The organism is Paenilisteria portnoyi, assembly GCF_014322795.1.
Classification (GTDB): domain Bacteria; phylum Bacillota; class Bacilli; order Lactobacillales; family Listeriaceae; genus Listeria_A; species Listeria_A portnoyi.
In genome coordinates, this window is sequence record NZ_JAASTT010000006.1 from 129,807 (window position 1) to 148,839 (window position 19,033).

The 19,033-nt window shown below is 43.6% G+C and carries 18 protein-coding genes and 1 pseudogene; 2 read left to right on the forward strand and 17 right to left on the reverse strand.

Going from position 1 to position 19,033, the window contains the following annotated elements; translation table 11 throughout:
• Positions 1-54 precede the first annotated feature (54 nt).
• The 14 genes and pseudogenes from atpB to HCJ66_RS06235 form a co-directional block, all read right to left on the reverse strand.
• Positions 55-771, reverse strand: a complete 717-nt coding sequence (atpB, locus tag HCJ66_RS06170; protein ID WP_181677951.1) for a F0F1 ATP synthase subunit A — start codon at positions 769-771, stop codon at positions 55-57.
• Between the two features lie 6 nt (positions 772-777).
• A pseudogene (locus HCJ66_RS06175) lies at positions 778-1,177 on the reverse strand (ATP synthase subunit I).
• Between the two features lie 861 nt (positions 1,178-2,038).
• Complete coding sequence (gene wecB, locus HCJ66_RS06180; protein ID WP_187132333.1) at positions 2,039-3,181, reverse strand: non-hydrolyzing UDP-N-acetylglucosamine 2-epimerase; 1,143 nt, start codon at positions 3,179-3,181, stop codon at positions 2,039-2,041.
• A 65-nt stretch (positions 3,182-3,246) separates the two neighbouring features.
• Complete coding sequence (upp, locus tag HCJ66_RS06185; RefSeq protein ID WP_036089667.1) at positions 3,247-3,876, reverse strand: uracil phosphoribosyltransferase; 630 nt, start codon at positions 3,874-3,876, stop codon at positions 3,247-3,249.
• Between the two features lie 132 nt (positions 3,877-4,008).
• On the reverse strand, positions 4,009-5,250 hold the full coding sequence (glyA, locus tag HCJ66_RS06190) for a serine hydroxymethyltransferase (RefSeq protein WP_187132334.1): 1,242 nt from the start codon (positions 5,248-5,250) through the stop codon (positions 4,009-4,011).
• Positions 5,251-5,459: 209 nt separating this feature from the next.
• Complete coding sequence (locus tag HCJ66_RS06195; protein WP_187132335.1) at positions 5,460-5,870, reverse strand: low molecular weight protein arginine phosphatase; 411 nt, start codon at positions 5,868-5,870, stop codon at positions 5,460-5,462.
• Position 5,871: 1 nt separating this feature from the next.
• The gene (locus tag HCJ66_RS06200; protein WP_187132336.1) at positions 5,872-6,918 is read right to left on the reverse strand and encodes an L-threonylcarbamoyladenylate synthase; all 1,047 of its coding nucleotides are present in this window, start codon (positions 6,916-6,918) and stop codon (positions 5,872-5,874) included.
• A complete protein-coding gene (locus HCJ66_RS06205; RefSeq protein ID WP_187132337.1) occupies positions 6,881-7,153 on the reverse strand; it encodes a hypothetical protein in 273 nt (90 codons plus the stop codon). The genes HCJ66_RS06200 and HCJ66_RS06205 overlap by 38 nt, the downstream gene beginning before the upstream one ends.
• Positions 7,154-7,230: 77 nt before the next feature.
• Positions 7,231-8,076 carry a peptide chain release factor N(5)-glutamine methyltransferase gene (prmC, locus tag HCJ66_RS06210; RefSeq protein ID WP_187132338.1) on the reverse strand — a complete coding sequence of 282 codons (846 nt, stop codon included), beginning with the start codon at positions 8,074-8,076 and terminating at the stop codon, positions 7,231-7,233.
• Position 8,077: 1 nt separating this feature from the next.
• Entirely contained in the window at positions 8,078-9,154 is a 1,077-nt protein-coding gene (gene prfA / locus HCJ66_RS06215) for a peptide chain release factor 1 (protein ID WP_187132339.1), read from the reverse strand.
• Between the two features lie 31 nt (positions 9,155-9,185).
• The gene (locus HCJ66_RS06220; protein WP_187132340.1) at positions 9,186-9,758 is read right to left on the reverse strand and encodes a thymidine kinase; all 573 of its coding nucleotides are present in this window, start codon (positions 9,756-9,758) and stop codon (positions 9,186-9,188) included.
• 171 nt (positions 9,759-9,929) lie between these two features.
• Positions 9,930-10,796, reverse strand: coding sequence for a homoserine kinase (thrB, locus tag HCJ66_RS06225; protein ID WP_181676475.1), 867 nt, complete (start codon positions 10,794-10,796; stop codon positions 9,930-9,932).
• The gene (gene thrC, locus HCJ66_RS06230; RefSeq protein ID WP_187132341.1) at positions 10,796-11,854 is read right to left on the reverse strand and encodes a threonine synthase; all 1,059 of its coding nucleotides are present in this window, start codon (positions 11,852-11,854) and stop codon (positions 10,796-10,798) included. Before thrC ends, thrB begins: the two co-directional genes overlap by 1 nt.
• Before the next feature lie 3 nt (positions 11,855-11,857).
• On the reverse strand, positions 11,858-13,144 hold the full coding sequence (locus HCJ66_RS06235) for a homoserine dehydrogenase (RefSeq protein ID WP_187132342.1): 1,287 nt from the start codon (positions 13,142-13,144) through the stop codon (positions 11,858-11,860).
• A gap of 254 nt (positions 13,145-13,398) precedes the next feature.
• Between HCJ66_RS06235 and HCJ66_RS06240 the strand changes: the two genes are divergently transcribed.
• A complete protein-coding gene (locus HCJ66_RS06240; RefSeq protein ID WP_187132343.1) occupies positions 13,399-13,830 on the forward strand; it encodes a MarR family winged helix-turn-helix transcriptional regulator in 432 nt (143 codons plus the stop codon).
• A gap of 16 nt (positions 13,831-13,846) precedes the next feature.
• The gene (locus HCJ66_RS06245) at positions 13,847-15,220 is read left to right on the forward strand and encodes an MATE family efflux transporter (protein ID WP_187132344.1); all 1,374 of its coding nucleotides are present in this window, start codon (positions 13,847-13,849) and stop codon (positions 15,218-15,220) included.
• Between the two features lie 48 nt (positions 15,221-15,268).
• Here HCJ66_RS06245 and gorA read toward each other — a convergent pair whose 3' ends face one another.
• The 3 genes from gorA to rho all read right to left on the reverse strand — a co-directional run bounded on the left by gorA (position 15,269) and on the right by rho (position 18,483).
• A complete protein-coding gene (gene gorA / locus HCJ66_RS06250; RefSeq protein WP_187132345.1) occupies positions 15,269-16,621 on the reverse strand; it encodes a glutathione-disulfide reductase in 1,353 nt (450 codons plus the stop codon).
• A 242-nt stretch (positions 16,622-16,863) separates the two neighbouring features.
• The gene (locus HCJ66_RS06255) at positions 16,864-17,109 is read right to left on the reverse strand and encodes a type B 50S ribosomal protein L31 (RefSeq protein ID WP_187132346.1); all 246 of its coding nucleotides are present in this window, start codon (positions 17,107-17,109) and stop codon (positions 16,864-16,866) included.
• 102 nt (positions 17,110-17,211) lie between these two features.
• Positions 17,212-18,483, reverse strand: a complete 1,272-nt coding sequence (rho, locus tag HCJ66_RS06260; RefSeq protein ID WP_187132347.1) for a transcription termination factor Rho — start codon at positions 18,481-18,483, stop codon at positions 17,212-17,214.
• Between the last annotated feature and the right edge of the window lie 550 nt (positions 18,484-19,033).

Below are 19,033 nucleotides of genomic sequence, written 5' to 3' on the forward strand. Positions count from 1 at the left end.
GATTATGAGTTTTGCCTCATAGCTCTGACTTGACTTAGATGTGGCGAGTGTTGCTTAGTGTTCGTCACTTACTTTGTGCGACATGTAAACCATTGTCAACACGGTGAATAGGTAGGCTTGAATAGCACCGATAAATACGGAGAATCCTTGCCAAACCACTGCTGGAATAATGGCAAATACGCCAACTACTGGGTTAATATGTGCTAATTGTAAAGCGATAATGCTTAGCAATACTTCCCCTGCAAAAATGTTACCGTATAGACGCAAACCGAGTGTCAATGTGTTGGCGAATTCTTCTACTAGCTTCAATGGGAATAAAAATTTCATTGGGCTGAAGTAAGTTCCAACAACGTAATGCTTAACTCCTCTGAGTTTGATTCCATAATAATGAGTCAACCCGATAATGAGTACGGCCAAGGTTAGTGTTACAATCGGATCGGCAGTAGGTGAACGCCACCATACTTCGCCACCGACAGCTATTTGCATTGGCAATCCTAACATATTGGCTACGAAGATAAAGAATATCAACGTGATTCCTAATACGTGGAATCTCCCGCCAGTTTTCCAGTCCATATTACTGTTGATAATGCCTTTAACAAAGTCCATTACCCATTCAATAAAGTTCTGTTTTCCTGTGGGACGCATTTGTAGCTTTCTCGTACAAAAGATTGCAATAAAAAGTACGATAACACATGTGACTGTGATCATCAGGACATTAGACAAGTTAAATGCTAATTTCCCTAAGTACCATATTGGAAATTCCTCTTCCAATTTGGTTCACCCCTCTCTCTTTTTAAGCGTTTTTCTTCCGGTAGATGGAATAGATAACAAAATCCAAGAAAACCACGGAATAAACGATGCCCAAACCAATCACCATGCTATAAACGTGAAAGAAATCCGGTACTTGTGTCGCAATGATTGTTGCAAGTAGAACGCTTCCCATTCTTGCTGTTGTGCCCATGCCATAAAAAGTTCGCTTCTCGGCAATCGCTTTCGTCATGGCTTGTGTACGTCTCATCAACAGCCAGTAGTTAAACCAACCTACAATAATCCCCAGTTTCAGCCCCAAAAAAATATGTACATGTGGGGTTAGTAACCAGCCAGCTACACATATACCAACAAAAGCAATGATGTATTTCTGATGACGATGATACATTCCTATTAGTGATTCTAACATTCCGGCAGATGTCCTTTCTTAATGTTATTGGTATTTCTTGCTTCCCGTCTGTAAAATGTGACTCGGATTTTAAGACAGAAGTAAGCTTGGAGTTTGTGATTTTTTACACATTACCCATTTGCTAACAAAAAATTAAACACAGCTGTAAGCCTTATCAGTGCGTTAGTTTTTAGCATACAATAGGCAAAAGTAAAAAGTCAATATCTTTTCACAAATTCCGTACCTACTTGGTAACAATTCTACCACAATAACACTGCTTCAAGGAAATAATGCGAATTGATTTTTAACATTTTTTTGAAAAATCATTTAAATTATCCACATTTCACCAATACCAGTAGTGTTCGGATTTTTTTCAGAGTAGTTTATCTTTTGCTACACCTCCATGTTCGTTAGAAAGTTCACAAGTAATTATACAAAAAAAGCTCTCACCTGATTTGGTAAAAGACTTTCGGCAAGGTACGTGGTTGCGAAAGCTTCCTTCCAGTGAAAAATAGCTAGACACGTATGACTTGAATATGAAGTTATAATTACCCAGCACACTTGGGTCAATTCTGTCCACGTCCTGATATCTAGGACGTCGGCGGGATTGAGACAGTGCTGACTTGCAGCAATTATCCCTTACGCATTTCATGAACAGCTAAATCTTAGGCTCTTTTGTAATAACATTGTTCATCTTAACACAATCTACTGTAAAGCTCTAGCAAAAACTTGTCTCGTAATATATCTGTAATAATGATGCGCTTCCATTGGGATTTCTTGTTTTTTCATAGGTTTTTAGGCGTAATAAAACGGACTATTAACAGACAATAAAAGACCACCTCTCGCACGAATTTTTTGAAGCGAGAGATGGTCTGGTTATTTTTATACAGTATAGTCTGATGGGCGTTCTGTTGTTTTTTGGAAATGGAACTTGATGGCCTCTAAAATTCGCGCAGATGCTTCGCCGTCTCCATAAGGATTGCTTGCATTTGCCATTTTTAGATAGGCATCTTTATTATCCAGTAAATCGAAGGCTTCTTTTTTCAAATCTTCTTTAGCGGTGCCGATGAGTTTCAATGTACCAGCTTCCACACCTTCTGGGCGCTCGGTTGTATCGCGTAGCACTAAAACAGGAACTCCCATTCCAGGCGCTTCTTCCTGTACACCGCCGGAATCCGTGAATACAAGATAAGATTTTTTCAAGAAATTATGGAAATCAATTGCGTCTAGCGGCTCAATAAGATGGATACGTGGATGCCCGCCAAGAATTGCGGTTGCTTTTTCACGAACAGCCGGGTTCATATGCATTGGGTAGACTATTTCAACGTCTTCGCGCGACTCTGCAATTTCACGAACAGCTTCAAAAATCCCTTGCATTGGTGCACCAAGATTTTCGCGACGATGTGCGGTCATTAGGATTAATCGATTATCGCCTAGGCCATCTAAAATTGGATGGTGATAGTCTTCTTGAACCGTTGTTTTCAGCGCATCGATCGCGGTATTACCTGTGACAAAAATGGTATCTGGATTCTTGCCTTCGTCTAGCAGATTTTGCTTTGATTGTGCAGTTGGTGAAAAATGCAAATCAGCCATGGCACCCGTTAGTTGGCGGTTCATCTCTTCTGGAAATGGCGAGTATTTATTCCATGTCCGCAAGCCCGCCTCTACATGCCCGATAGCCGTTTGGTTGTAGAAAGCAGCTAGTGCCGCCGCAAAACTTGTCGTCGTATCACCGTGAACAAGAACGATATCTGGTTTTTCCTCTGCAATCACTTCATTCAAGCCTTGCATCGCGCGTGTTGTGATGTCCGTTAGCGTCTGCTTTTTTTGCATAATATTTAAATCTACATCCGGCTGCACGTTGAAAATATCCAACACCTGATCTAGCATTTCACGATGTTGCGCGGTGATGACTACGCGAGACTCGAAAAACTCTTTTTGCTTCTCAAATTCTAAAACTAGTGGAGCCATTTTTATCGCTTCTGGTCGTGTTCCGAAAACACTCATTACTTTAATTTTACTCATAGTTCCCAACCCTTTCTGAAAAAACGAGGAAACTTGTGCTTCCTCGTTCTTGTGTCTCTATTGTTTTATTTTGTACCAAACAAGCGGTCACCAGCATCACCCAGACCTGGAATGATGTAACCATGTTCGTCTAGTTTTTCATCCAAGCCAGCGACGAAAATATCCACATCTGGATGTGCTTCTTGTAGTGCTTTAATTCCCTCTGGAGCCGCAACTAAACACATGAATTTCATATTTTTAGCACCGCGTTTTTTCAGGCAGTCGATAGCCATGATTGCAGAACCACCTGTTGCAAGCATTGGATCAACTACGATAAATAGGCGTTCTTCTACGTCAGATGGTAATTTCACGAAATACTCAACTGGTTCTAATGTGTCGTGATCGCGGTAAAGTCCCACATGTCCTACTTTTGCAGCGGGGATAAGTGTCAGAATTCCGTCTGCCATGCCAAGTCCAGCGCGGAGGATCGGAACAACGCCTAATTTTTTACCTGCAATTGTTTTTGCGGGTGTTCTTTGTAACGGTGTTTCAACAAATGTATCTTCTAGCTCGACGTCGCGTGTGATTTCGTAAGCCATTAATGTTGCGACTTCATTGACTAATTCGCGGAATGCTTTCGTCCCTGTATCTTTGTCGCGGATAATTGTTAATTTATGTTGAACTAACGGGTGATCTATTACGTGTACTTTTGCCATTATATTCGCTCCTTTAAGGTAAATTTCCTTCTCTTATTGTATCAGAGAATCACGCTTGTGCAAGTATTAAATCGTTTCGTAAAAAATACTACAAAAAAAGCCCTACTAATCGATAGTAAGGCCCTCTTCCGTTTATAGTGATGGATATAATGGATACTCCGCTGTGATTTCGGCTACTTCTTGTTTCACTTCTGCAAGGACAGCCTTGTCTTCTAAGTTATGCAATACTTTAGCAATGAGTTTTCCGACTCTAGCAATCGCTTCTTCATCAAAGCCACGTGTCGTTACTGCTGCAACACCTACACGAATACCGCTCGTTACAAAAGGACTTTCTGTTTCAAATGGAATTGTATTTTTGTTTACAGTCAGACCGACATCGTCAAGCACTGCTTCTGCTGCTTTTCCAGTTAGACCCAGTGGTTTTAAATCGATTAGAAGCAGATGATTATCCGAACCGCCTGTTAGAACTGCTACATCGTTTTCTTGTAGTGTTTTCGCCAATTGTTTCGAATTTTTTAAGATATTTTCGCTGTATGTTGTGAATTCAGGCTGTAACGCTTCGCCAAATGCGACTGCTTTCGCCGCAATAACGTGCATTAATGGACCACCTTGAATTCCTGGGAAAATGGCTTTATTTAGTTTCGCTTCCCATTCTGCCTTCGCTAAAATCATACCTCCACGTGGGCCGCGCAGTGTTTTATGCGTTGTCGTTGTTACGAAGTCGGCATACGGAACTGGGTTTTGGTGATGACCTGTCGCAACAAGGCCAGCGATATGAGCCATGTCGACCATTAAGTAGGCGCCAACTTCATCCGCGATTTCACGGAATTTAGCAAAATCAATCGCACGTGGATAAGCGCTTGCTCCCGCGACGATCATTTTCGGTTTGTGTTCTAGAGCAATTTCACGAACTTTGTCATAATCAATTTGTTTCGTTTCTTCATCCACACCATAAGCCACAAATTTATACAACTCACCGCTAAAATTAGCTGGGCTACCGTGTGTTAAATGGCCACCATGAGATAAATTCATTCCAAGAACAACGTCTCCCGGCTTCAGCGTAGCGTGATAAACCGCCATGTTTGCTTGTGCTCCAGAGTGAGGTTGAACGTTAGCGTACTCGGCGCCAAATAATTGTTTCGCGCGATCACGAGCTAAGTTTTCTACAATATCAACATATTCACAACCACCATAATAGCGTTTGCCAGGGTAACCTTCTGCGTATTTGTTTGTTAAAACAGATCCCATCGCTTCCATAACCTGTTCCGTTACGAAATTCTCCGATGCGATTAACTCGATATTACTGCGTTGTCTGCCTAACTCTAACTCAATTGCATCAAAAACTGCCTTGTCGTGCTTTTGCAGATAAACCATGTGTGGATCCCCATCCTTTTCTCAAATGATTAGTAAAGCTTCGTACATGGTTTAATAATCCCCCATTTCCGCTTAAATTGCAAGTATTTTCGCGCAAGATTATCTAATTCTAAATAGTGAGGTAATTCACAATGGTGAGCGGTAGATCTGACGAGAAACTTAGCACGCCTTAGTCACAAAAAAAATAGGAGGACACCGAAAAGTATCCCCTAAGCATCTAATAGAAACCGTCGCGCAATCATCTCTTCCAACTCCGCAAAGGTGTACTCATAATCTGCCTTACTTCCCCCATATGGATCCGCCACATCAAAATCGTATGGGGAAATCAGCTCCGTTTTTTTATTCGGAAACTTACCCACAAGGGACTGCCGATGTTGTTCTGTCATCACAAAAATTTTGTCGGCTTCTTCTACTAAGTCAGAGGTCAGCAATTTTGCCATATGATAGGTTGGCAAACCGTGTTCTTGCAACACTTCCTTTGATTGCATCGACATCGGTGCGCCTGTCTGTGCTGCAAGTCCAGCTGAACGGATTTCCCATTCTGGCTTGAACCACTGTAACATTTTTTCGGCCATCGGGCTTCGGCATGTATTTCCCGTACACACAAATAAAATATTCATTCTAACTTTCCTCGCTTTGCTTGATATAATGTCCGCCTGCTGCTTTATCAAGACGATTCATTACCGCTTCCCCAATACCAATTTTCGCAAAAGGTTCAGCGTAAATAAGCGTCACAGGTGTATGGTCAAAATGGCGTAATCGGTCGTATAAACGATAGGCGATTTCCTCTGGGTAAGACTTACTTCCTAGCCCCATCATGTAGTCCGATTTCCGCAACTGTTCCTCTAGCTCATCTGAAACGAGCACACCGACGATTTCTCCGCGTTTTTCAGCTAGGTCAATCTGCTTTTGGAAAAACGTCGCATCGCCCTCAATAATCGCCACAGGAGCTTTTGGTGCGTAATGCGTATATTTCATCCCTGGCGCTTTCGGTGCTTCTTGTTGTGCGATATCTTTCGCTTCTGAAATAATGGGACCAATCACCGCCTCTATCTTCTCTTGTGAAACGCCTCCTGGTCGCAAAATCGCTGGGGTCTCGAGCGTGCAATCAATCACCGTTGATTCGAGACCTACTCCAGTTTTCCCACCAAAGACAATACCCGCAATCCGTCCCGATAAATCTTCCTCCACATGTTCTCCAGATGTCGGACTCGGTTTTCCAGATCGATTCGCACTTGGCGCCGCTACTGGAATCCCAGCCACCGCTAAAAGGCCAAGCGCGACAGGATGCTCTGGCATACGTACACCGACGCTATCCAAGCCTGCCGTCACATTTGTAGCTAGTCGACCGGGCTGTAATGGCAAAATAATCGTCAACGGGCCTGGCCAAAATTCGCGCATGAGTTTTTTTGCATTGCTCGGGATTTCCTTGACGAATTCATGAATTTGCGATTGATCCGCGATGTGTACAATAAGTGGGTTATCGGATGGTCTGCCTTTTGCTTCGTATATTTTAGAAACGGCTTGTTCATTTGTAGCGTCTGCGCCAATGCCGTATACCGTTTCAGTAGGAAAAGCCACCGTTTCTCCCGCTTGCAAAAGTTTCGCAGCCTCGAGATATGTCTGTATTTCATTTTCCTTCGTTATATGCCAAATCTTTGTTTCCATTAGGATTTGCTCCTTTACATTGCTTTAATCTTATTTTAACGGTTTTGGTGCATTTTTTACAGTGTGGGATCGATTTATTTGAAAAATCGGCTTTCATCCACAAAGTTATCCCCAAACTGTGGATAATAACTTTGTCAATGTGGATAACTAATTGTGAACCTGTGGATAATGTGCATAAGTGTGTTGATAACTGGGTTTTAATTATTAAGATTTGATTAAAAATATTTTTTTGCACAAAGTTTTATCCCCAGTGCTGTGGATAATCAATCCGAATAAAAAAGCACTTCATCCATAGAAATGCTTTTATATCAGTTAGTTATGACAAATAACCATCCGATCTTTGCCGTTGATATCTTGTTGAATCGTGACGCTTGCCTGTGGAAAACTTTTTTCGAAAAAATGTTTTACTGCAGAAGCTTGTGTGTAACCGATTTCCATGCCAATCCAAAATAGGTTATCCACAACATTTGGTAATTGCTGAATTAGACGCTCGTAAATCGCTAAACCGTTATTTGGTGCGAATAAGGCTAGTTCTGGTTCGTGATCTAAGACGTAATTTGACATCTCCACGCGTTCGCTATCAGCAATATATGGCGGATTTGCCAGAATCATATCGAATTTTTCGCCGGTTTGTTGGAAATAATCGACGAGATCGCTGTGGATAAATCGGACATTGGTTTTTAACCGGGTATTATTTTGTTCTGCAATTTGGAGAGCTTCCTTGGATATATCCGAACCGGTCACCAGGCAATCGGGAAATGTTGCTTTAAGTGTGATCGGGATAATTCCACTGCCTGTGCAGACATCCAAAATGCGCTGAACTCGAGCCGGATTTTTTTCGATAAACTTCTCGGCGGCATAAACGAGTTCTTCCGTTTCTGGACGAGGGATCAGGACACTCGGTGTGACATAAAAATCGCGACCATAAAAAGGAGCCACTTCTAAAATATACTGAACTGGCTCTCCATTTATATAACGTGCGAAATCGCTGTCAAACTGGGCCTTTTCGCTTGGACTTAGCACTTTACTTGTCGACATCCATAGTTCGGATCGTGTCAGACCAAGCCGCGTTTCGATGATGATTTCTGCTATGTTGAGGTCTAGTTCGCGAGCGCTTAGTTCAGCTTTTGCTTGATGCAAAATTTCGGCGATTGTCATCTTACATACCGTCGCTTAGATGATCGAGTCGGCTCGTTTGGTCTTCCATAATCAGCGCGTCGATAACTTCATCAAGCTTGCCTTCCATTATTTGGTCGAGCTTTTGAATCGTCAAACCAATACGGTGATCTGTTACACGGTTTTGTGGATAATTATACGTCCGAATCCGCTCAGAACGGTCACCCGTACCAACTGCAGATTTCCGATGCGTATCATATTCCTCACGTGCTTCACGCTCAAATTTATCAAAAATACGCGCACGCAAAATTTTCATCGCTTTTTCTTTATTCTTAATTTGAGAACGTTCATCTTGCATCGAAACAACAATCCCCGTCGGAATATGCGTCAAACGTACGGCTGACATCGTTGTATTAACACTTTGTCCGCCCGCGCCACTTGAAGCAAACGTATCCGTCCGAATTTCGTTATCCTTAATATCGATTTCCACATCTTCCGCTTCTGGCAAAATCGCAACCGTTGCTGTCGATGTATGAATCCGGCCGCCTGATTCGGTTTCTGGAACGCGCTGTACACGATGGGCACCATTTTCGTATTTTAGGCGAGAGTAAGCGCCAGCACCGTTAATCAATACGATAATCTCTTTATAGCCACCGATTCCCGTCGCGTTTGCTTCCATAACTTCGGCTTTCCAACCGCGAGATTCCGCGTAACGCGAATACATCCGGAATAAGTCGCCAGCAAATAGAGCGGCCTCATCGCCACCTGCAGCTCCGCGAATTTCCATAATAACGTTTTTGTCGTCATTTGGGTCTTTTGGAACGAGCAATAGTTTTAAACGCTCCTCTAGTCGGCTTTTCTCTGCTGTTAACTCGTTGAATTCTTCTTTCACCATTTCTTTCATGTCATCGTCGAGCTTCTCGTTCATCATCTCACGTGTTTCTGCAAGCCCCTCGGTCACTTCTTTATATTCACGATATGTCTCCACTGTTTCTGTAATAGCCGACTGCTCTTTGGAATAATCGCGGAGCTTTTTCGCGTCACTGACCACGTTTGGGTCGCTCAGCAATTCATTCAATTCATCATAACGATCTTCCACTGCTTGTAAACGATCATACATTTAGGTTCACCTCTTTTTTTAGTTGCAAAAATTAAATTTTCGGGTTGGCGTGACATTTCCGGCAAACTGGATAGTAACGATCGTTGCCGCCAATCATGATTTGGTCACCTTTATACATTGGTTGTCCTTCTTCATCGACACGCAACACCATCGTCGCTTTCTTCGTGCAAAACCAACAAACTGTCTTCATTTCCTCGATTTTGTCTGCATATAACAATAAATATTTGGAGCCTTCGAAAAGCTCATTTTGAAAATCGTTTTTTAGTCCGTATGCAATAACGGGAATATTGAGTCCGTCTGCGATTTGTGCTAGTTGCAAAATATGTTTTTTCTCCAAAAATTGCGATTCATCGAGTAATACGCAATATGGTTTAGGATCTATTTTTGCTACTTCATCATGCAAATTTGTTGTTGAAAATACTGGTGTTGCCTCGCGTTTTAAACCAATACGACTCGAAATAACTCCGACTTGATCGCGATCATCAATACCAGATGTGAAAATCACGACCGGTTTATTTTGTTCCTCGTAATTATGTGCCACTTTTAAAATTTCTATTGTTTTACCGCTATTCATTGAACCATATCTAAAGAAAAGCTGTGCCATCCTTACAAAACCTCGCATTCCCATGTTAAAAACTCTTTTTCATTCTATCACAGCGCGTAATTTGGGACAAGCAGTCACATGTTAAAGGGGATTTTTATGTAGATTTTTTACATTTGCATGACAAAAAACTACAAGTAAAGCACAAAAACGGATACTTTACTTGTAGTTATTTCATGAGAATATCGTTGAACCGTTGCCTTCTACGTTTAGTGAAAGAACTGTCGCTGTTTGATCGAATTCTTTCATGACCTGGATTAGATTCTCGCTTTCTGACTTTGGAGCGAAGATCAGAATCGTTGGGCCTGCTCCGCTCAAACACGCCGCGTAAGCACCATTTTCCTTCGTCAATGCACGCAATGGCGCCAAATGTGGGACGAGTTTTGCGCGGTATTTCTCATGCCATAAATCGCGCTCCATCATGTCACCCGCTAATTTCAGATCATTTTGTAAAAGTGCCGCAATCATCACATTGGCGATACTGCTTGCTTTGACTGCCTCTTTATAGGGAAGCTGGTCTGGCAAAACACCGCGACTTTCACTCGTTAGCAGTACTTCTTGCGGAATAAACGCGAGCAACGCACAGTCTGGGAAAAGGTGCCGAACGTAAAAATCTTCGCCATCCAATTTTGCACCAACGACAAAATTACCGAGTACTGCTGGGGCAACGTTATCTGGATGGCCTTCGATTTCCGCGGCAATCTCAACTTTGCGTTCTGGCGTCAACTCCAAATTCGCGAGTATATTCGCAAGCTCGATGCCTGCCACCACGGCCGCCGAACTGCTTCCAAGTCCGCGCGCTGCCGGAATATCGCAGAGCATTTTCAAGTTGTGTGGTTCGAGATTTGGCGCGATGCTCAGCGCGGTTTCGACGATGACGTTCGTTGCGTCCATCGGGATTCCGTCGCCTAAATCATGCGCGATATGCCATTCTTTTGCTGGTTCTAAAACTTCTAGCGTCAAATAAAGTGATAACGCGAGGCCACACGAATCAAAGCCTGGTCCAAGATTCGCTGTTGTAGCCGGAACTTGGATTCTAATCATTTCGTCACGCCTGTGCGCAAGTATTCCCGCATTGCGTCCACGCCTTCCACGTGCGAAATCGGAACTTCGTGCACGCTCATCGCCGTATCAGGATCTTTCAAGCCGTTTCCAGTGAACACACACACGACTGTTTCACCTTGTTTGATCGCGCCACTTTTCACGTGTTGAATCACGCCAGCAAGCGATGCCGCCGAGCCTGGTTCAATGAAGACACCATCTTGCGCTGCGACTTTTTTGTATGCATTCACAATCTCGTCGTCTGTTACAGAATGAATATAACCTTTAGACTCGTCACGCGCCGCCTCAGCCAATTCCCAACTTGCAGGGTTACCAATCCGAATCGCCGTCGCAATCGTTTCTGGGTTCTTGATTGGCGCGCCTTGGACGATTGCCGCAGCACCTTCCGCTTCAAAACCGTGCATCCGCGGTAAGCCCACGCCAAAATGTCCGTCCCATTCTTTGAAACCTTTCCAATACGCCGAAATGTTTCCTGCGTTCCCAACCGGTATTGCCAGCACGTCTGGTGATTTACCACCTAATTGTTCGCAAATCTCGAACGCCGCTGTTTTTTGGCCTTCCAAACGGTACGGGTTCACCGAGTTAACAAGTGCCACGGCTTCCGTTTCCGCAAGCTCACGAACCGCGTCCAAAGCTTCATCAAAGTTCCCCTGAATCGCGATGATATCCGCGCCATACATCACGGCCTGCGCCAACTTACCAAGCGCCACTTTGCCATCTGGAATCACCACATAAGCCTTCATTCCAGCACGAGTCGCGTACGCAGCAGCAGCAGCCGACGTGTTTCCAGTAGAAGCACAAATAACCGCCGTCGCGCCCTCTTCCTTCGCCTTCGCAACTGCCATCACCATACCACGATCCTTAAACGATCCCGTCGGATTCAAGCCTTCATATTTTCCATATAACGTCACGCCAAGTTCCTTCGACAAATTTGGCAACGGAATCAGCGGTGTATTCCCTTCAGCCAAGCCAATCATCGGTGTTTTATCAGTAATCGGTAAATAGTCCTTGTATCGTTTCAATAATCCTTCGTACATTATTTATCCCTCCACAACTTGATATTTCGCTTCGACTTGCATTTGCGGTTCCAGCTTCACTTTTTCAATCGCTTGTTCCAGTTGCGCCTTGCTCGTCACATGCGTCACCACAACAACCGTTGCCGTATATTCGTCCAGCGGTTCTTGCAAAATTTTATCAAAACCAACGCCCGCTTCCGCAAAAATCTGCGTTAACTTCAGGAACGTTCCAGTTTTATCATCCATGACAATCCGCAAATAGTATTTCGAGAAAATTTCTTCCGGAACGGTTTGCTTCGTGTCATGTTTATAACTATTGAATGCATTGCCGTTTGTGCCTAACTTGCTATTTTTCGCGACCGTAATAATATCGCTGACCACACTCGTCGCCGTCGGTAATTCACCAGCACCCGGCCCGTAATACATCGTTTCACCAGCCGCGGCACCTGTTACAAACACCGCATTATTCTCGTTGTTCACGCCCGCCATCGGATGGTATTTCGGCAAGAGCACAGGCCCAACACTAACAGCAACCGAACCGTTCTTCTCTTCCGCCGTGCCGACCAATTTAATCACGTATTTCAACTGTTCCGCGACTTCCATATCACGCGGCGCAATCCCGCGAATCCCAACCGTGTCCACGTCCGCCAAATCGACATTCATTCCAAATGCCAAACGCGTCAAAATGACCATTTTGCGAGCCGCATCGATTCCGTCCACATCATTCGTTGGATCAGATTCCGCAAACCCTAGGTCCTGAGCTTCCTTCAAAACATCCTCATAATCCCGCTTCTCCGTCTTCATTTTTGTCAACATGAAGTTCGTCGTCCCGTTCACGATTCCCATAACTTTCTGGATTTTATCAGCCGCAAGCCCGTTCACAATCGTCCGCAAAATCGGGATTCCGCCGGCAACACTCGCTTCATAGAATAAATCGCATTTGTTCGCCTGCGCCACAGCAATCAGTTCATCCCCATGTAACGCAATTAAATCCTTGTTCGCCGTGACCACATGTTTCCCAGCTTTCAATGCCTGCAAAACATACTCGCGCGCCGGTTCAATGCTTCCCATAACTTCCACAACCACCGAAATGGCTGGATCATTTAAAATGTCAGAAGGTTCCGTGGTCAAGCTAAATCCTTTCGTCTCGTAACGACGATTCTTTTCTAAGTCGCGCACGAGCACCATTTTGACGCTCACTTGGTAGCCGGTCATTTGACTAATTTTCTCCGCATGCTCTTCTAAAATGTGAATGACACCACTACCAACTGTTCCAAATCCTAAAATCCCAACTTCTAATTTCGCTTCCACTTGTCAACCTCCTCAGTTATAAAACCATGTAATTATGCTTATTATACGCAATTTCCCACCATAAAGCAAAGGATTATTTGACATATCAGAATATTCATTTAGGCCAATGTTCATAAGATTATCACATCTAGAATGGAAAACGTGTAAAAGACTACTAACCATCCTTATTTAACTTAGACACTTGACAGTTAGATATCTATCTATTATAATCATTTTATCAAGTTAGAATTCTAACTATAAGGAGTCGAATTAAAATGACCAAACAACCACTAAATACCCCTTATTCCGATTTATTCCGCGGAGTTGGGATGAAAATCAAGATGAATGCCGATGCCAGGCTTCGGGAATTAGACCTCAACGGCCAGCAAGGACGCATGATTGGCTACATTTTTGAGAACCAAGAACACGGTGTTATTCAAAAAGATTTAGCCGAACAATTCAACCGCAAAGGCGCCAGCATCACGAGCATGCTACAAGGCCTCGAGAAAAAAGGGTACATCAAACGCGTTGTTCCAAAAGATAACGAACGTCAAAAGAATATTTATGTCTTAGATAAAGGCGTGGCGTTAATAGAAGAATTCAATACCATTTTTGCAGAAATTGAAAACAGTATCACACAATCGCTCACCGCTACCGAAGCCGAACAATTAAAATCACTTTTAACGAAAGTAAGTAACAATTTATAAGGAAGAAGGAACGAACATGACAAAGAAATTTTCAGATCAATATTATTTAGAAACCGCACCAGTGAAGAAAGCGATTGCTCATTTATCGATTCCAATGATGATTGGGATGTCTGTCGGCACCATTTATAACGTCATCAACGCCTATTTCATCGGACTCTTACACGACACAAACATGCTCTCCGCGATCACGCTTGGTTTACCGATTTTCACTGTACTCATGGCTTTTGGTAACGTATTTGGCGTTGGTGGTGGCACATTTATCACCCGTCTCAATGGCCAAAAAGACACAGAAAGGGGCAAGCGCGTCGCCGGTTACACATTCTATGCAAGTATCATTGCCGGACTTTTACTCGCACTCCTCGCTCTCCTTTTAATTGATCCAATCGCCCAACTACTTGGCGCTGATGTAGCAACCTTTGATTACGCCAAAACATATGCATTGACCCTATTTGCTGGTGGTTTCATTGTCATACTTAACTTCGCACTCGAGCAGTTAGTACGGTCTGGCGGTGCCTCCAAAGAATCCATGTACGGTATTTTTATCAGCACTGGGCTCAGCTTGATTCTTGATCCAATCCTTATCTTAGGTCTAGGCTGGCATGTTGCCGGAGCCGCACTTGCAATGGTTTTATCCCAACTCGGTTCCGCCATTTACTACCTCTATTTCCTAGAAAAACGCAGCGAACATTTGCAAGGTTTCTTAAAACACTTCAAAATATCCATCAAAGACCAGCTCGAAGTTTATAAAATTGGCGTCTCCGAACTATTACAGTCTGCCTTTTTAATCGTGACGACCTTACTGCTCAACAATTTTGCGATCCAATATGGGGATAATGTCATCGCTGGATTCGGAATCGCGCTACGCATCGTTCAAATCCCAGAATTCTTAGCTATGGGTCTGATTCTAGGCTTGATCCCATTCTTCGCGTTTAACTTTGCTAGTAAGAATATTCCGAGATTTAAGGCAGGAATGAAACAAGCTTCTCTTTACATCGGTGTCATTTCCGTTACATTCGTTGGCTTAGTTTACCTATTTATAGCACCAATCATCCAGCTTTTCTCGAACGATCCTGACGTTTTAAGCATTGGTACCTACATTCTCGTGGCGATGCTCGTATCCGCAATCTTCAACGGCTTTACCATCCTGTTCATCAGCCTTTTCCAAGCGACCGGTCAAGGTACAGCAACGATGGTCATGTCCGTCACACAAGGCGTTCTTTACATCCCGATGATTCTAATTCTGCACGCTATGTTTGGCCTCCACGGCGTTATCTGGTCTATGGCAGTCACCGAAACCATCACTTTAATCATGGGACTTATCTTCTTCATCGCCTTCCAGAAAAAATTAAAAACATCTGATTTAGCAGGAGCAAAAATCAGCCCAGCATAAAATTAAAGCGCCGTTCCTATATCCCGGAACGGCGCTTTATCTATCCTATTAACGCATCGTCACAAATTCTTCAGAGCCTGTTGGATGAATCGCGACTGTATTATCAAAATCAGCTTTCGTTGCGCCCATTTTCATAGCAACCGCAAAGCCTTGAATCATTTCATCAACACCTGTCCCAATTCCGTGCAAGCCAACTACTTTTTCATTATCGCCAACACAAACCAGCTTCATGGCACACGGTTCGAGGTGTTCTGTAATCGCGGTATACATCGAGGTAAACGAAGACGTATAGACTTTCACTTGCGCTTCCCCATATTTTTCAATAGCCTCCGGTTCCGTCAAGCCCACCGTCCCAATCGCTGGATGACTAAAAACAACCGTCGGAATCAGGTTATAGTCCAAATGCTCATCCAATTTCCCGTTAAATAACCGTTCAGACAAGCGACGTCCCGCAGCAATCGCAACCGGTGTCAGCTCAATATGCCCCGTAATATCTCCGACTGCATAAATCCCCGGAACCGCTGTATTTTGGAATTTATCTACTTTAATGTAGCCTTTTTTATCAAGTTCCACCGCCGTTGCTGCTAAGTTAAGCGTCTCGGTTACTGGTTTTCTGCCAATCGCCCAGATCAATTTCTCTACTGTCTGCGTGCGACCATCCTCCAAATGAAGCGTCACCGTTCCATCCTCATTTTTCGTGACTGCTTTAGGAATCGCCTCTGTATGAAGCGTTAACCCTTGCTCCTTCATGACTTCCATTAAAGTTTCCACCACCAAAGGATCGAATCTGCGTATCGGCGTCTGTTTACGAACAAACAAATGCGTCTCCACGCCAAAGCCCTGCAATACGCCTGCAAGCTCCACGGCAATATATCCAGCACCTACAACCGCAACGCTTCTAGGCAACTCCGTCCACGCAAAAAAGCCATTCGAATCCGTCCCATATTCCGCTCCTGGAACGTCAGGCCAAGCAGGTTTTCCACCCGTCGCCAACAAAATATGATCCGCCGTATACTGCGTACCATTCACCTCAATCGTGTGTTCATCAACAAATGATGCGTACCCCTTCAAAATATCGACCTTATTATGATCGAGTCCGCGCTGATACGAGCCATGAAGCCGCTCAATATACGCCTCCCGATTTCCCACCAACTTCGCAAAATCAAAATTCTCTTGTTTCACATCAAAACCATAATCTGGCGCATATTTGTTCATCGCCTCAGAAATCTGAGCCCCGTACCACATCACTTTTTTAGGCACACAGCCAACGTTTACACACGTGCCACCAAGATGTTTCGGCTCCACAAGCGCACATTTCTTCCCGTAACTAGCTGCACGATTCACCGAAGAAACCCCGCCACTACCTCCACCAATCGCTATATAATCATAATGTTCCACCATATGAAAACCTCCTTTATTTCTCTATCCTCCAATTCTACCCTAAGCAAGATTGAATTGAAAATGTTTGGATTTTGTTTTGAGGTTTATGTTTCTCTTATGTTGATTGGTACTCTGTACACAAAAGGTCTGAAAATCATCCGATGGGCCATCAACTTTTATTTTTTATGCGTAAGCCGTACATTCCGATTTACCCCACGTAGGTTCAAGGTATCAAATAAAAAAGCCACCCGAGGGTGACTTTTTTATTTGATGCCGTATTTCTTGTTGAAACGGTCGACACGTCCGTCGGCTGTCGCATGTTTTTGTTTACCAGTATAGAATGGGTGAGAATCAGAACTGATTTCGACACGTAGTAATGGATACTCGTTGCCATCTTCCCATTGAATCGTTTCGTTCGAGCCCTTAGTAGAACCAGAAAGAAATTTGAAATCTGTACTAGTATCAAGAAATACCACTTGATGGTATTCCGGGTGAATTCCAGCTTTCATTGTTTTCAACTCCTTCGCCCTGAATCATCTGAAACAGAGTAATTTCTGCACACTTGCACACAGTAAATTCATTATAACAATGCTTTTCTAATTTAGCAAGGCTTATTTTTTAAACATTTCTGTCTGGATAACTTCGAAAAAATCTGCATTTGTTGGTGTCTTTTTCAAATAGCGAATAAAGCGCTCGGAAATGTCTAATGCATCGCCTTGAATCGGCATAATTTTACGGATTTTCCACAGCTGTTCTAGGTTTTCTTTTGGAAGTAATAGCTCTTCTTTACGCGTTCCTGAGCGGCGAATATCAATAGCTGGGAAGACGCGTCGCTCTGCCATCGCACGATCGAGATGGAGCTCCATATTTCCGGTTCCTTTAAATTCTTCATAAATCACGTCGTCCATTCGCGAACCTGTGTCAACAAGTGCTGTTGCCAAGATTGTTAAACTTCCGCCTTCTTCGATGTTTCGAGCAGCCCCGAAAAAGCGCTTCGGTCTGTGGAAAGCGGCTGGATCAATACCGCCAGAGAGCGTTCGCCCGCTTGGTGGAATAACAAGATTATACGCTCTAGCTAGCCGCGTAATACTATCCATCAAAATAATAACGTCACGCTTTTGCTCCACAAGACGCATCGCTCGTTCTAAGACCAGCTCAGCAACTTTTATATGATTTTCTGGAACTTCATCAAACGTCGAGCTAACAACCTCTGCTTTGACCGAGCGCTCAATATCGGTTACCTCTTCAGGACGTTCATCAATCAATAGTACAATCAGTTCTGCATCCGGACTATTTTCTGTAATCGCATTAGCAATTTCTTTTAAAAGAATCGTTTTACCAGCTTTAGGAGGAGCTACAATCAATCCACGTTGTCCGAAACCAATCGGGGCAATCATGTCGATCATACGCGTTGAAATCGGCTCTTGACCAATCTCCATACGTATTTGGCGATCAGGATATAACGGCGTTAAACCTGGGAAATGAACACGTTCTTTCGCCACCTCGGGATTTTCGTCATTAACCGCCTCGACGTGAAGCAAACCAAAATAGCGCTCATTTTCTTTTGGAGGGCGAACTTTTCCTGAAACCTTATCACCAGTTCTTAGATCGAAACGTCTGATTTGGGAAGCCGATATGTAGATATCTTCGGAGCTTGCAGAATAGTTGATGGGGCGCAGGAAGCCAAAACCTTCCGAGGCAATAATGTCAAGAACGCCTTCCATAAAGAAGAAGCCTTGTTTTTCAGCACTTGCCTTTAGCAGAGCAAAGCTGAGTTCTCTTTTAGTGAGCTTGCTATAATAGGGAATCTTATGTTCCTTTGCAAGCGCATAAATTTCTTTAATTGTCAGTTTTTCCAGATAGGAAATGGATATGTCCGGCATATAATTTGACCACCTTTTGGATTTTTTGTAAAGAGGATTTTAGGAGAGCTGAGGATTAAGAATGTTCTTTCATGACTTACTAATAAATAAAACTCGAATTAAAGTAACTGATGTTTTTACGCATTTCACGATCTCCCGCCGAGCCTCAGCGGAGCGACAAGCGCTCAGATTCTAGGCAAAGCCGCGCACCGGAGCACAGGATTTAGAGGAGGACTACAAACTCACTTTGTTCCTTTGCATATTGGGGTTGTAACTCGCTTCACTTCGAACAACCCCAACAAAGGGGAGTGCTTTACCACCCAACTGGTGTTTCAACGCTATCTCACGATTCCCCTCCAAATCTCAGCGGAGCGACAAGTGCTCAGATTCTAGGCAAAGCCGCGCACCGGAGCGGAATGTACTAAAGTACATGAGCACTGGAGCACAGGCTTTAGAGAGGAACTACAAACTCACTTTGTTCCTTTGCATATTGAGGTTGTAACTCGCTTCACTTCGAACAACCCCAACAAAGGGGAGTGCTTTACCACCCAACTGGTGTTTCAACGCTATC

Coding starts and splice junctions, on each gene's coding strand:
- wecB (WP_187132333.1), bottom strand. CDS start 3,181: ATGAGTAAAATTAAAGTAATGAGTGTTTTCGGAACACGACCAGAAGCG.
- upp (WP_036089667.1), bottom strand. CDS start 3,876: ATGGCAAAAGTACACGTAATAGATCACCCGTTAGTTCAACATAAATTA.
- glyA (WP_187132334.1), bottom strand. CDS start 5,250: ATGGTTTATCTGCAAAAGCACGACAAGGCAGTTTTTGATGCAATTGAG.
- HCJ66_RS06195 (WP_187132335.1), bottom strand. CDS start 5,870: ATGAATATTTTATTTGTGTGTACGGGAAATACATGCCGAAGCCCGATG.
- HCJ66_RS06200 (WP_187132336.1), bottom strand. CDS start 6,918: ATGGAAACAAAGATTTGGCATATAACGAAGGAAAATGAAATACAGACA.
- prmC (WP_187132338.1), bottom strand. CDS start 8,076: ATGACAATCGCCGAAATTTTGCATCAAGCAAAAGCTGAACTAAGCGCT.
- prfA (WP_187132339.1), bottom strand. CDS start 9,154: ATGTATGATCGTTTACAAGCAGTGGAAGATCGTTATGATGAATTGAAT.
- HCJ66_RS06220 (WP_187132340.1), bottom strand. CDS start 9,758: ATGGCACAGCTTTTCTTTAGATATGGTTCAATGAATAGCGGTAAAACA.
- thrC (WP_187132341.1), bottom strand. CDS start 11,854: ATGTACGAAGGATTATTGAAACGATACAAGGACTATTTACCGATTACT.
- HCJ66_RS06240 (WP_187132343.1), top strand. CDS start 13,399: ATGACCAAACAACCACTAAATACCCCTTATTCCGATTTATTCCGCGGA.
- HCJ66_RS06245 (WP_187132344.1), top strand. CDS start 13,847: ATGACAAAGAAATTTTCAGATCAATATTATTTAGAAACCGCACCAGTG.
- gorA (WP_187132345.1), bottom strand. CDS start 16,621: ATGGTGGAACATTATGATTATATAGCGATTGGTGGAGGTAGTGGCGGG.
- HCJ66_RS06255 (WP_187132346.1), bottom strand. CDS start 17,109: ATGAAAGCTGGAATTCACCCGGAATACCATCAAGTGGTATTTCTTGAT.
- rho (WP_187132347.1), bottom strand. CDS start 18,483: ATGCCGGACATATCCATTTCCTATCTGGAAAAACTGACAATTAAAGAA.